The organism is Thermicanus aegyptius DSM 12793, assembly GCF_000510645.1.
GTDB lineage: Bacteria > Bacillota > Bacilli > Thermicanales > Thermicanaceae > Thermicanus > Thermicanus aegyptius.
Genome location: NZ_KI783301.1, coordinates 588214 through 601399, shown reverse-complemented (window position 1 = coordinate 601399; position 13186 = coordinate 588214). Strand labels below are relative to the sequence as shown.

The window sequence follows — 13186 nt, the reverse complement described above, 5'->3', positions numbered from 1 at the left end:
CAATGGAATAGGCCGTTCTCCACCCACTTGGTGAAGATGATCGATCTCACGCTCAAGTTCTGAATGATCTCGCCCGTCATCGGCGATTTTCATTCAACGTAGGCGTTATGAAGCGAGGAGATCCTCCTGCATGCGTACGCTTACCCACGAGAGCATGAGCCATTCTTCGACCGGCAGAAAAGCCCCCAAGATGGCAAACCACCTGAGGGGCTTCTATTTTTTCATTCTATCTTGAACATAGGGAAGAGATCCGGGCCTGAGATGTAATCGGATGGTGCTGCATCCGCGGCAGAGGGGTCTATTGAATCTTACCGGGTTCCCTCTCATACGACATGGTGTTTACCGGTGTGATCCTGCCATGATTCATTTCGAAGACCGTCCAGAGGGTGCCGTCGCCGTTTGGAACATCATAAGAAGCTAAAAGCCGCCCTTTTTGATACACCTCCACTTTCGTTTCGGATGTTGCAAGTTTGGTGGCATACGTAAATCTCCTGTTGCCATAGTCATGCACCGAAAAACGGTACGTTCCATCCAAGCTATTCTTAATGGTAAACTTTGTTTTTTCACGGTCATTAGCACGGCCCCCATCATTCTCAACCAGCTGTGCCTTTACGTTATTGTCGGCATATCGTTTATCCTCGTAATATACGTGGAATCTTCCGCCATTCCCTGTGGGCCCGGTGAGATGCGAATCAAAATTCCCATAGTTTTTCCAAGTTACAAAGATGGTTACTTCTTCATTCTTCTCGATGACGGGACCCTCATCATCTCCACCGCCGTTTTCTCCATCATTCCCTCCGTTATTTCGTGCTTGCTCCGCAAAGAAGCTAAAATCGAAGATGAAATTTTGTCCTTGCAATTGATTGCTCGCGGAGGAATCCAAGGCAACCTTGAAGGTAATATTGAGAGGGCCCGGTTCCAAGGGTGGGGTTGCCCCTTGAAGAATCAACTCATTCTGGACAGGGTGGTACCCCTCGCTCCTTATAAGATCCGCCAGAGACCCATCGTACAGTTGCAAATTCTGGTCGGGGACGGAGACGAGAACGTGAGCTTTTTCAATAAACTCTTCATACGCAGGCCCGGAGGTTAACCCGTTCACCGTCCGGCTCCCCCCGGAACGGAGATGTTGGGTATACTCTTCCCTCGGAGTCGCTTTAATGCCGGTCACCTTGGCATCCAGCGTACCTTTATTCATTAAGATCATGGTCCGCTGCACCGTATCTCCGGGAGCCCACCCTCCGATTGACTCACCGCTTGGAGCGATATCTTGAACATCATACGGGTGATTCCCATCCGGGTCCAAAAAGTCGGGATAAAACATCGGACCCGGCACATAATCGCCATGATCACGCTTTTCGTCTAGGTCAATCGTTCCAGCGGTAAAATGATTTCCTTCGCTGGATACAGATGATGTAAAGAGGGCAAAAGTCCCTGCCCCAACGGCGAGCGTTAGAACCAACATCAAAGATAGTGCAAACGTGGCCAGCTTTCTCTTCGACATTTTGTTTACCTCCATCTTTTTAAAAAGGGTGGCTAAGCCACCCTTCATCCTTAGATCAATCTCCCTCTATGAAGCGGATTAATTGCCCCAGCTAATCGGTCCGGTGTTCCCTTCATTTGTGTTATTGCGTGCCTGAACCGCCTTAACGTGAATGGTTGCTTCTCCGGTTGCCCCTTGATACTCGTTTCCAGCTTCAAGCGGGAAGGAGTAGCCGACGGTAAAGGTGGCGGACCCCCCTGCAGGTATCCTTTTAACGCTGTTGTCCAGAGTTAACACGAGCGGATGATTCCCTTCAAAGAGAGCGCCGGAGACATCGGCATTGTCCAGCTTCACCCAAGCATCGAGAGTTCCCGAGTTACTCACCGTAATGGTTGCACTTTCATGGTCTCCGGGGGCCAAGTTATCATAGAACTGAGTTACATCAAAGATCGCACCGTCGGTGTGATCTTGAATCACCACCGTTCCTGCGGTAAAGGTGTTTCCTTCATTGCTCGCTTCACTGGTAAAGAGGGCAAAAGTTCCTCCTGCAACGATCATCGCACCGAGTGCGGTCGTTGCCAAAGCATACCCTAATTTCTTCTTCAACATCTAAGTATTCCTCCTACATTTTCCCTGGCGGGGTATATTTTGAACTCCTCAGTGAGGGGACGCTTCATGGCGGGCCCGAATCCCATTTCACTTCCCCCAGTGAGGACGGTTCAACAATTGAATCAGTTTTCTTGCAGAGGTTTTTTTTCCTTTTCTTCCTCTTTGCGCATCATGATCTTCCATACACCGACAAATTGGGAAAGAATCAACATGGCCCCGGGGACGATGATGAGAATGATGGTTCCCATTTTTGATTGGGCAAAGCTGAGGAAATACCCGAGATACGGCAAGGTGATACCGGAGTATTTTGCGATCACATTCTTCACGGGGACAGGGCTTATATCGTTTGCATCATTGTTGTCGCCTTTGGTGATCAATTGGGTCGTGGAGTCGATCTCCTTCATCTCCACAATCCGATGGGTAATGAGGACATTCGGGTTATCAAGGGCCTGATAGGTGACCACATCACCTACTTTTAAAGCCGCTTTCTCCCCATTCGTCGTCAAAGGCTTGACGGCGATGAGGGAACCGGTCTGAATGCCGGGTTCCATGGAGCCGGAGAGTACGGTCATCAGTTCATACCCGAAAAAAGCGGTTTTCCCCCCGTTCAATCTCGAGGTGATGATGAAGAAGGCCATCACGACGATAAGTAAGATCATCAAAGCCGTCACTGCACGGCCTAACCATTTTCCTGCCACAGCCATACGAAATTCCTCCCTCGATCCTTGATGAATGATCCCATTTCCGTTCCATCATCGATTCACATCCGCCGGCTCCGCTTACGAGTTCATTTCCCAGGCCACACGATCCATATCTACGAAATCATTCCATCATCGTCAGCGGAGGACGAAAGAGTACTCCATCGCTTGTTTCGCCTGTTCCGCGATCAGCGCGCCCGATTCCAACATCGCTTCAGCATCCTGAAGGGCGGGTACCACATAGAGAAGGACACGGGTTTTTTCCCCATTGGCTTGAAGCGAATAGCCCTGAAGCTGATTTACGAGGGTTCGGATTGCGGATAGATCCCGCAGGATCTCATCGTACAAGGATTGAACTTCATCCGGTAGCCGCTGATCCATTGGCCCCGCTTCCTTCTGAACTCCTCCATATACGTCACCGACCACCGTTTTGTTTTGATCGGTTTCGTAAACGTCGCGGGTAACGTTTTTATCATCCTCGCTCACTTTTTCTTCTTCCTGTGATCGAGTTTCCAGGATGAGTTTCATCTGTTCATATTTCCTTTGAATGCTGGATTCTTTATTTTTCGCTTCCTCTACCAACCGGTTTACGGTGCTTTCAAAAACAAAAACGGAACGAAACGTCGAGTTTTCCACCGCCTTTTGATCGGTATAGATGGCATAGGTCGATTGCGGAAGATCCGCAAGACCGATCGAGACGAAGGAGAGAGCACCGGTCATGCCCGCGATGAGCATCTGTTTCCGTCTTCTTTTCCGTTTTTCCCGCCTGGATCTCGTCATTCTCACCACACATCCCTCCGGCCTTCCTCCCTTTGAGTTACGATACTATCTTACCCCCTCGCCTTTTTTGAGCCTATCGGGGATAGGGTGGATTTCGGGGGAGCAAATCAGTTGATTTATTCCTCATCCTGGAGTATGAGATCCCCTCCTCCTGCGGTCATCGATCACTCCTCTTGTTTTGGCATCTCATCCATTTTTCTTTCATGATTTACGGCAAACCGATTCATATGAGGGAGACGGGATTTCAGTCCCGTAAGATCCCGTCGACAATAGGGACAGATCCAACTTCCATGGTGTGTACTGCTATAGGAAATTTTTCCACAGCGAATGCATCTCTTTTTAAACATCTTCTCAACCCCATTTCTGCTAGGGAGAGCATATCAAACCTCCTAAAGATTTCCTATCGGCTGCCGGAATGATTTGGCCTCGTTCCCAGGGTTTATTTTCAATAAAAAAACCCCTTTGCGTCCTGCAAAGGGCTGAATAGGGGCATTCCCTCTCATGAGCGGATCATCATGAGACAATTTTTCGAACCGAAGGGGAGACTCCCTGGGCACGTTCGTTTAAAAGCTCCTCTTTGAGAGCTTCCAAAATCCCCCCGTCATACCGGGTTCCGCTCTCCTTTTCCATCTCACAAATGGCCTCGTGGATGGAAAAAGCGGGATGATAGGAGCGGGTTGAAGTAAGGGCAACAAAACTTTCCGCCACTAAAAGGAGACGGGCCAAAAAAGGAACCTGATCCCCTTTTACCCCGTTCGGATATCCACTTCCGTCCAAGTGCTCGTGATGCAAGGATAATGCTTCATTGATGCGTTGAAACATGGGGCGATCCTTTAAAATCTCCCGGGAAAATTCCGTCTGTTCCTTCACCTTACCATATTCAATCTCGGTTAATTTCCCCCCCTTCATAAAAAGATAATCGGGGAGTTTGATCTTGCTCACATAATGCAAGAGGGAGAGAAGCCGGATCTCCCATTCAGGGATATCCTGTTCGGGAAAATGACGTAAAAGACGCGACATCCAAAAAGAAACCCCTTCGATCTCCTTTGGGGAACTGCGGCTATGCTCGGCTACCACCGGTACCATCCCTTCAAGAAACCGAAAGACGGCTTCCCGTTCCAGCATGATCTCCCGCCTACGTGAAAAACGGGAACTTAGTTCCCGGAGATAAATCATATTCCATCCGATCGCTCCACTTCCGAGGTAGAAAAGAGCCCGATGGATGAAAAAATCTATGCGCAGCGTCGGGGAGTAGAGGGCCGGATCTTGCAAAGTAAAATAGAGGTACAGGGGAACCGTCAACAGGGTCCAGAGGAGATACTCCCGATTTTCCATAAAAAGGCTTATGATGAGCGGGTAAAAAAGAAACACGACCCAAACCGCCGAATCCGATAGGGGATCATAAAGAACGGAAAAAAGAAGATGAAGGAGGAGAAAAGAAGAGAGCAGATGATTTTGAAACTTTATCAGCCGCTTGTTCATCCCCAGTTTCCAAATGAAGATAAGCCCTAAACCGGTCATAAGCATCATGAAGTAACTAACGGTTCCCAACCAATATTGCGAGGGGGTAACCCATGGACCGGCGATAAGATGGAGGATCAGTCCCAACATCGTCAACCCAATCATCCATCGAATGAGTCGAACACCCATGATTTCGGTGGGGCTAAATTCCTTTTTCACTAGATCCCCTCATTTCGAATTTACTTTAATGAGACCCTCTTTAACGGCATAAAGGACGGCTTGTGAGCGATTCGGTTGCCCCAGTTTGCGCAGGATGCTGCTGATATGTGTCTTTACCGTAGCTTCCGAGATGTAAAGTTTCTCTGCAATGGCTACATTGCTCTCATTCATCACGATGCACTGGAAGATTTCCATCTCCCTTTCCGTTAGGATTCTTGAAAGGTCATCTTCCCGTTTCTTGGTTGAAAAGAGTCGAGGCTTGAAACAAGCATATCCCATCATCACCGTTCCCACCGTATGCAAAATCTCTTCCGGCGGTGTATCTTTTTTAAGAAAGCCATCTACACCCAATGCCAACGCTTGTTGGATTTCCTCCTCCTCCTCATATGCGGTAAAAATAATCACCTTCGTCTTGGGATTCATCTCTTTATAAAGCGGAAGCTTCTCTAAAATGGGGGTGCCCGGCATTTTTAGATCGGAAATCATTAAATCCGGACTTTCCTTTGGAGAACTGCGCAACAGCTCATCGGACGTGCCGCATTCGCCCACCACCCTGTATTTTCCCGTCATTTCCAGGATCAATTTTAATCCTTCCCGTACGACCGAATGATCATCAACCAACATAACATTATATGGCAAAACCCTTCATCCCCTTTCTTGGTAATATGACAGTGATATCCGTTCCCTCCCCCTCTTCCGTTTTTAAAACCATTGTCCCTCCCATTCCCTTCACACGCCGACGCATTCCCTCAATGCCATACTTGCCGCGGGATAAACTTTCCTGTTCATTAAACCCAATCCCATCATCCCTCACATGGAGAAACCATTGAAGCGGAGTCACTTCGATGGTGACGGCAAGACGAGTCGCTTTGGCGTGTTTCAAAACATTGGAGATCAGTTCTTCCACCATGAGATAAATGGCCTCTTTATAATCGACTTCCTCCTCCCAAATCTCCCCTTTGGTTATGATTTTTACTTCCATCGTTGATCCCCGGGTTAAGCGATCCACCAATTGTTTAACTGCACCGAAAAAAGATGGGGATTCCCCTTCGCCCTGCAGATCCCCAAGCCATTTTCTTATCTCTCTGTGAATTTCTTTAATCTCCTCCTCCATTCGTTGCAATAAAATCTGTTCCTCCTTGGGGAGAACTTTCACGGATTGATTCCTCAAATGATAAGCCTGTGCTGAGAGAAAAAAAATCTTTTGGGCCAGACCATCATGAAGCCTTTGCGCAAAATCCTGCATTACCTCATCCCTCATACGGAGCGCCTTATGCTCATCTCGCTTTAACTTTTGAATATGCGCCAAAAGAGCATCCGATACAAGGCGAAAGAGCTGCAGAATGAACCAATCAAGCTCCACCTCCTCTTCATTTGGGATGAGAAGTGCCGCATACAGAATCCCTCCATGGCGAAAAGGAATGACCAAAAATTTCTTATCCGTTCCGTCATAATCATGCAGGATCTCCTTGCTTGGCCGTCGAATTCGAGTGAGGCGCTCATCGCGAAACTGCCTCGCATACCATTGCTGTTTCCAATCCGCCTCCCAAGATGAATCGTAAAGCCATACATAATCAATTTCCGGGAGTTTCATGATCATCCTCATCGTCTTTTCAACCTGACGAATCATATCCGTTGTCGTATCGCTCTCATGCAACCTTTTAAAAAAAAGGCGGATTCTTACCAGTTGTAGAAAAAGGACCCGAAGATGATCAAGAAGCATATCGAAAAAAAAGATCAGAGAGATGATCAGAAAAAATTGTCCGTAGAAGGTAAATGTAACAAAGAACTCATGGGATACCGGAAATCGATCCTCTACCATCCGCAATAAAAAATAGAGGGTGAGATAAAAGAAGATCCCAACCAAGATCACCGTTTTCACTCTAAGGTATGTAGAGAATAGAAGAAGCGTGGTGAAACTATATAAAAACAAAGGGCTTGAATATTGTCCGATTCCAGGAATGAGGACAGAAAGTAACAGTAAGTCGGCCCATAGAGCTGCCGTTTTCCACTTCATGGGTAACCGGGCAAAGAAATGAGAAACAAAAAGAAGATTCAAAGCCATCGAAGGCAAAAATACAGAGAGAAATACCGGTTTTTCCACACCACTCATGATAAGAAACAGGAATAGAAGTAAAAAGTAGAGAATCCGGATGACAATAAGGTAAACTCGAAAAAAACCAATAAATCGAGCCATTGATGTCTATCCCCAACCTCTTCTGATCTGTGACGGTGAAGTGCGGCGTGATCAATCGCCGAAATCGTACCCTCGTAATCGTACAATTGAATGGCTTCTCAAACAACGGGGTAAATCTGTCGGTTTTTATGAACTTTCCGACAAATTTTTCTTTGCATGATGACAACAGTAAATGAAACTGGAATTTTGATGTCTTACGGCGCAACAAAGAAAAAGAGCCGTATCGGCCCTCTTTTCTTTAGGAACATAAATAAAATGCGGTGCTTATTTCATTTCTTCAGATGCTGATCGTTTTCTTCCCCAAAACGCCGCTTCTTTCGATCCTCTCCACTGCCCGCAAGAGCTCTTCTTCAGGCTGTACCAAACCGATGCGGACATACCCCTCCCCATTCGGTCCAAATCCATCCCCAGGGGTTACAATCACCCCTGCCTGATCGATCAGAGCATAGGTAAACTCCCGGGAACTCCAGCCTTCGGGAATCTTCGCCCAGACGAACATGGTGGCCGGAGGCTTGTCGATTTTCCACCCCACACGAGCCAAGCCATCGATCAATAGGTCCCGCCGTTTTTCGTAGATGCGGGCATTATTCTCCAAAAAAGAAGATCCTTCCTTTAATGCCCTGGCAGCCGCCCGCTGGATCGGCATGAAAATCCCGTAATCGATATTTGACTTTAATCGCTTGAAGGTTTGGATGATCTTTTCATTCCCCACCAGATAAGCAACACGGGCGCCGGCAAAATTGAAACTCTTCGATAGAGAATTAAATTCCACCCCCACCTCTTTGGCTCCCTCGACGGAGAGGAAGCTCACTCCCTTTTTCCCATCAAAAATCAACTCGGAATATGCAAAGTCGTGGACCACGATGATCTCATATTTCTTCGCAAAACGGATCAATTCGGCGAAGAACTCCCGGGTGGCCAATGCGGGAACGGGATTACCGGGAAAATTAAGGTAGATCATCTTTGCCCGATGGACGACTTCTGTCGGTATTTCCCCAAGGTCAGGGAGGAAACGGTTCTCCCGTTTGAGAGGCAATCGGTAAACCTCAGCCCCTGCCATATAAGCCCCTGTCTCATAGGCAGGATACCCGGGATCCGGGACGATGACCAGATCCTCCGGGTTTACGAAAGCCATCGGGAGATGAACCAATCCGTCCTGGGAACCCATGAGGGAGATCACCTCTTGCTCGGGATCGAGATGCACCCCAAAGCGAGATTCATAATACGCTGCCACCGCCTCGTGGAAGAGATCGATGCCACCTAAGGTGTACCCGTATTGGGAAGGGTTCAGGACGGAATTCTTTAATTCTTCCATCATCAAGGTTGGAGGAGGAAGATCCGGGCTCCCCACACTCAAGTCAATGAGATCTAAACCCTCCCTTTTTTTTGCCCGTTTATAGTGAGCCAATTCGGAAAAAACACTGGTCGCAAAACGGTCCATTCGTCTTGATCCCATAATATCCATTCGAATCCCCCGCCGATATATGAATGAAGAGGCGGTCCGCCTCTTCTATAATAATGATATTCTTGTTATACCACACCGTGATAGGGGGAGCAAGAAAAAGTTCCCTCGCTCTACTTATCTTTCTTCGTTTTTTATCTTCTTTTACCCTAACACGGCAAAACGCCGGGAAGTTCCAGTACAATGGATATGAACACGGCGGATGAAAGTGAGCAAAATATAGAATGATTTTTGAACATGTGGATTGCTGCCTTGGAAAAAAAATGATATAAAATTCCTAGAGAGAAATATTTTTTACCATAGGAGGGATGAAACTTGAATCGGAACCAACAAATGGTGGGCATCTTCTTTATCCTGCTGGGTCTTTTTTTCTTATTGGCCAAAATGGAACTCATTCCGTTCTCCTTATTCGATTTATGGCCTTTTTTTCTGGTTATTCCCGGCCTCGCCTTTCACTTCTTCGGATTTTTGAACCGCATCCCAGGGCTTCATGTCCCTGGCGGGATTCTTACGACGATCGGCATTCTCTTTCTTTTTACGGAGTTTTTCGGCTATGGTTGGATGGAACACCTTTGGCCGATCTTCATCATCGCGCCGGGAATCGGGTTGTTGGAACTTTATCTTTTCGGAACACGAGAAAAAGGCCTCCTGATCCCTGTTGTTATTCTCTTTTCCGTAGGGGGATTTTTCCTTTTCTTCACCTTATTTTCCACCTTTATTCCCTATTTGGTGGGCTTCCTTCTTATCGTCCTGGGGGTTTACATGATTTTCGGCAATAGACGAAGAGAATAACCTATTCAGCATCACATCAAGTGTGGGATGCACTCTCCTTTATACATATACACGATTTGTATGAATGAATCCTTTTACGTACGAGGACCGGCCCATGAATAGGAAACCGATACTTTTAGCCATTTTGCTGAGAACCGGCGCCGGAGCGGTCCGGCTAGTGGTCACTTTTTTCATCGTTGTATTGATCGCACTTCTTCCCTCTCTTTTTCAAATCAACAGGATGTTCATCAGCAGAGATCAAATATTTCAGGAATTTACCACATCCGTGAATCGATATTTCGAAGCGGTTCGTTACTCGTTCTCCCACCTTATGGAGGGAAAACTAGGAACCTATCAATTAAGCAATGGGGATATGAGGGAAATATCTTGGCAGGATCTCTCCCGCTATATCTCCATATCTTCCACCTATTACGTATCGGCGATCGTGCTCAGTTTAATCCTGGGATTGGCTTTAGCCCTCCTGGTGATGGTTTTACGAAGGAAAAAGCGGGGGGTCTTTGAAATCTTCTCTTTCCTCCTGATCTCCATTCCTGACTTTTTGCTCGCCCTTTTGCTCCAGATCGCCGTCGTACAACTCTATAAACATACCGGATTGAAACTCTTTAAGATCGCTACCGCAGGGAGCGGGACCGCTTATTTTCTGCCGATTCTCACGTTAAGCATTTTCCCCCTGGTCTATATTTTCCGAACAGCAAAACATAGCTTCGAAAGAATCCTAGAGGAGCCGTATGTACAAACCGCCTATAGCAAGGGACTCAGCAAATGGCTCGTCCTCCTCCATCATCTTCTACCGAACGGGTTGATCACCGTGTTGCAGAACATGCCCACCATCTTAATGTTAACTCTTTCTAATCTGGTGATCGTGGAATACTTATACAGTTCCTTCGGCTTAACCGGATTTATCATGAAGTATGGTTATACATCGACCGATGTGATCCTCCTTTCCGTCCTTTCTTTCTGGTTTATGGTAGAGATCATTCTTACGATCAATCAATGGATCTTATCCAGGTTGCAGAAAGGAAATCAGGAGGTGAGAATATGAGAAAAAAGGAAAAGAACGGTTATCTTCTCTTTGGCCTCATCTTCGCCTCGATTCTCCTGCTCATTTCCCTCTTTGGGGATCAACTTGCGCCATATGGGAAAGATGCGGCGGAAACATTTAAACCCGGCACCGACTACAAAGCGTTTTCCCCACCCCCCCATCCGCCCTCTTTCGCCCATCCGGCGGGGACGGATGAGAATGGATATGATCTCCTGAGCAGGTTGTTGAGGGGGGCTAAATATACGCTTTCGTTCGCTCTCCTCATCGGCCTTTCCAGGTTGCTTCTCGCCGTCCCCATCGGCATGACGGCAGGATGGTGGCACCGTTTTTTGAAACCGCCCGTACAGCATATGAACCGGATTTGGGTTTCTCTTCCCCTTTTCCTCATCGCCTATTTTTTACTGGAGCCGATGTCCGTTACTCCTTCATTCTCCATAGGGCAGCAGCTGTTCTGGATGTGGCTCATCCTCACTCTGGCCGGACTTCCGCCCTTGGTGGAGACCATGAGAGGACATGTGGAGAGAATTCGCAACGAACCTTTTATCGAAGGAGCCAAAATTTTAGGGGGAAGCGGTTTCTATCTTTTGCGCCGCCACTTCTTCCCCCATCTCCTCCCCCACCTTCCCATCATCCTCTCCATGGAGATGGCCCAGGTTCTTTGGCTTTTGGGTCAGTTGGGTATTTTCCACGTTTTTTTGGGAGGTACCTTCGTTTCCTTTGATTTCTTCTCAGGGGGAAATACCTATCGGTCCATGACCGATGATTGGGCAGGACTGATCGGCTTCAATCGAAAATATGTTCTATCCGCTCCTTGGATTCTCCTGAGTCCTGCCTTCGCCTTTTTCTTCGCCATTTTCAGTTTTACCATCCTGGCGGAAGGATTAAAGCGGCGCATGGATCGGCGAATTATGCGGTACGATTACGAATAACAGAGGCTTTAGATGAATCCCGCCCTCTTGACCCGCCGGTTTAGCTGAAAAAGTTCTTCGTCATGTTCCTGGTATTTCTCTTTAAAGTAATCCATATGATCGAGGAGTTGTTCCAGCATCCTTTCCTGTCGGGCAAGGCGCTCTTCCATTTGGGAGGCGCGCTCTTGGATCTCTTTCCTTAATTCTTCCATTTGAATCTCCAATTGATGGAGCCTTCTTTCCATCGAGACCATGCGTTGTTCCGTCGTCCCCGTCTGCAGATCAATCATATTTAACTGATGCTGTAGAGCATCCAGGCGTTCTTCCTGTTCCTGAAAGCTCTTCTGATGTTCCATCAGCGCATTCTTTATTTCATCCAATGATTGTAGAACGTTTTGCTCTTCGATCATCGATCTCCCTCCGCTATCCTGATCTTTCCGTCGATATGTGAAAATGTTCACGAGTTGAGCAATTACCGTTTGATAACGCTTTCACTTTCTTATATCATACCTGCCTCTATGCCGTTCATCAATCCTTTCGATCCGTATCTTTTCCACTATTCCTCCATTTTTAACACTTTTGTCACATTTTATACGACTCGACGATGGCCGAGACATGGTGCGAAAAAGCCCTTGCATCTCCCGTTACGTAAGGTGATATCATGGTCATAAACCCGCTTGAATAAAAAATTGGAACATAGAGGTGATAAAGCATGCCGGGACAAAACAAGTATTCAATTGGGGAGTTTTCCAAAAAAACCAATACCTCAATCCGGACTCTCCATTTTTACGATGAGATTGGTTTGCTGAAACCCACCAAGAATCCTAACTCAGGGCATCGTCTGTATGATGACGAAGATCTGTTGAAACTGCAAAAAATCGTAAGCCTGAAATTTTTGGGCTATAGTCTGGAACAAATCAAAGAGATGATGGTCGAACCCAGTTTCGGTCTCAACCTAAAAGATTCCTTACAGGTTCAGAAAGCGGAGTTAGAGAAGAAAAAAGAACAGATTGAAACGGCGCTTAAAGCCATTCATCGCACCATTTCCCTGTTGGAAGATGAAGGGGAAGTGGACGGCGCCATCCTGGCAAGTCTGATTAACAGCATGCAGACCGAGAAGGAGCAAAGGGCCTGGCTGACAGAGCACGCTTCCAAGGAAGTGGTGGAATGGTTAGACAACATGTCCGAAGAGGAGATGGCGGAGTTGGACAAAGTGTTTATCCACCTCTCCAAGAAAGTGAAAGAATTGGCCGGAAAGCCGCCACACGACCCGGAAGTACAGGAGATGGTCGATCGGTACATGAAAGCAACACTTCAATTTATCGACAAAGAGATATTCGACTCCTTTACCTTCATCGATCATGGGAAAGCCGAAGATTTCGCGAAAATGCTTCCCTCCCCGTTCACAACGGAGGAGGAGGAATGGTTAAATCAGGCGATGGAGTTCTATATGGCGAAAAACGGCATGTACGAACCACATGTCGCTAAGGAAAAGGAATAAACAGGACATGACGGAGAAGGGGAACAACGTCCCTATC

13 protein-coding genes are annotated in these 13186 nt (G+C 47.1%); 4 read left to right on the top strand and 9 right to left on the bottom strand.

Annotated features, from left to right (window positions below):
- Nucleotides 1-298 precede the first annotated feature (298 nt).
- From THEAE_RS0103105 to THEAE_RS0103055, 8 genes are all read right to left on the bottom strand, one after another.
- On the bottom strand, nt 299-1501 hold the full coding sequence (locus tag THEAE_RS0103105) for a SipW-dependent-type signal peptide-containing protein (protein WP_005586275.1): 1203 nt from the start codon (nt 1499-1501) through the stop codon (nt 299-301).
- Nucleotides 1502-1579: 78 nt separating this feature from the next.
- Complete coding sequence (locus THEAE_RS21855; protein WP_005586273.1) at nt 1580-2089, bottom strand: TasA family protein; 510 nt, start codon at nt 2087-2089, stop codon at nt 1580-1582.
- 122 nt (nt 2090-2211) lie between these two features.
- Nucleotides 2212-2793, bottom strand: coding sequence for a signal peptidase I SipW (gene sipW, locus THEAE_RS0103090; protein ID WP_028986496.1), 582 nt, complete (start codon nt 2791-2793; stop codon nt 2212-2214).
- A 132-nt stretch (nt 2794-2925) separates the two neighbouring features.
- The gene (locus THEAE_RS0103085) at nt 2926-3573 is read right to left on the bottom strand and encodes a hypothetical protein (protein ID WP_156920531.1); all 648 of its coding nucleotides are present in this window, start codon (nt 3571-3573) and stop codon (nt 2926-2928) included.
- Between the two features lie 507 nt (nt 3574-4080).
- Nucleotides 4081-5247, bottom strand: coding sequence for an HD-GYP domain-containing protein (locus THEAE_RS0103070; protein WP_028986494.1), 1167 nt, complete (start codon nt 5245-5247; stop codon nt 4081-4083).
- Between the two features lie 9 nt (nt 5248-5256).
- Nucleotides 5257-5886 (bottom strand): response regulator transcription factor, encoded by a 630-nt coding sequence (locus THEAE_RS0103065; protein ID WP_005586268.1) that lies wholly within the window; start codon nt 5884-5886, stop codon nt 5257-5259.
- Nucleotides 5876-7120: a sensor histidine kinase gene (locus tag THEAE_RS0103060; protein ID WP_169729953.1), complete on the bottom strand. Its 1245-nt coding sequence runs from the start codon at nt 7118-7120 to the stop codon at nt 5876-5878. Before THEAE_RS0103060 ends, THEAE_RS0103065 begins: the two co-directional genes overlap by 11 nt.
- Before the next feature lie 601 nt (nt 7121-7721).
- On the bottom strand, nt 7722-8909 hold the full coding sequence (locus THEAE_RS0103055) for an LL-diaminopimelate aminotransferase (RefSeq protein ID WP_028986492.1): 1188 nt from the start codon (nt 8907-8909) through the stop codon (nt 7722-7724).
- 312 nt (nt 8910-9221) lie between these two features.
- Here THEAE_RS0103055 and THEAE_RS0103050 point away from each other — a divergent pair, with 312 nt between their 5' ends.
- From THEAE_RS0103050 to THEAE_RS0103040, 3 genes are all read left to right on the top strand, one after another.
- Complete coding sequence (locus THEAE_RS0103050; protein ID WP_028986491.1) at nt 9222-9698, top strand: LiaI-LiaF-like domain-containing protein; 477 nt, start codon at nt 9222-9224, stop codon at nt 9696-9698.
- A 94-nt stretch (nt 9699-9792) separates the two neighbouring features.
- Nucleotides 9793-10740 (top strand): ABC transporter permease subunit, encoded by a 948-nt coding sequence (locus tag THEAE_RS0103045; protein WP_028986490.1) that lies wholly within the window; start codon nt 9793-9795, stop codon nt 10738-10740.
- Nucleotides 10737-11669 carry an ABC transporter permease subunit gene (locus tag THEAE_RS0103040; RefSeq protein WP_005586917.1) on the top strand — a complete coding sequence of 311 codons (933 nt, stop codon included), beginning with the start codon at nt 10737-10739 and terminating at the stop codon, nt 11667-11669. The genes THEAE_RS0103045 and THEAE_RS0103040 overlap by 4 nt, the downstream gene beginning before the upstream one ends.
- Before the next feature lie 8 nt (nt 11670-11677).
- On the opposite strand, the gene THEAE_RS0103035 is transcribed toward THEAE_RS0103040, so the two are convergent.
- Nucleotides 11678-12058 carry a hypothetical protein gene (locus THEAE_RS0103035; protein ID WP_028986489.1) on the bottom strand — a complete coding sequence of 127 codons (381 nt, stop codon included), beginning with the start codon at nt 12056-12058 and terminating at the stop codon, nt 11678-11680.
- A 302-nt stretch (nt 12059-12360) separates the two neighbouring features.
- Between THEAE_RS0103035 and THEAE_RS0103030 the strand changes: the two genes are divergently transcribed.
- Nucleotides 12361-13149, top strand: coding sequence for a MerR family transcriptional regulator (locus tag THEAE_RS0103030; protein ID WP_028986488.1), 789 nt, complete (start codon nt 12361-12363; stop codon nt 13147-13149).
- Nucleotides 13150-13186 lie beyond the last annotated feature (37 nt).

Bases quoted from the DNA above. Each gene is read 5' to 3' on its own strand.
- THEAE_RS0103030 (WP_028986488.1), top strand. From the start codon at position 12,361: ATGCCGGGACAAAACAAGTATTCAATTGGGGAGTTTTCCAAAAAAACC.
- THEAE_RS0103035 (WP_028986489.1), bottom strand. From the start codon at position 12,058: ATGATCGAAGAGCAAAACGTTCTACAATCATTGGATGAAATAAAGAAT.
- THEAE_RS21855 (WP_005586273.1), bottom strand. From the start codon at position 2,089: ATGTTGAAGAAGAAATTAGGGTATGCTTTGGCAACGACCGCACTCGGT.
- THEAE_RS0103105 (WP_005586275.1), bottom strand. From the start codon at position 1,501: ATGTCGAAGAGAAAGCTGGCCACGTTTGCACTATCTTTGATGTTGGTT.
- sipW (WP_028986496.1), bottom strand. From the start codon at position 2,793: ATGGCTGTGGCAGGAAAATGGTTAGGCCGTGCAGTGACGGCTTTGATG.
- THEAE_RS0103055 (WP_028986492.1), bottom strand. From the start codon at position 8,909: ATGGATATTATGGGATCAAGACGAATGGACCGTTTTGCGACCAGTGTT.
- THEAE_RS0103040 (WP_005586917.1), top strand. From the start codon at position 10,737: ATGAGAAAAAAGGAAAAGAACGGTTATCTTCTCTTTGGCCTCATCTTC.
- THEAE_RS0103045 (WP_028986490.1), top strand. From the start codon at position 9,793: ATGAATAGGAAACCGATACTTTTAGCCATTTTGCTGAGAACCGGCGCC.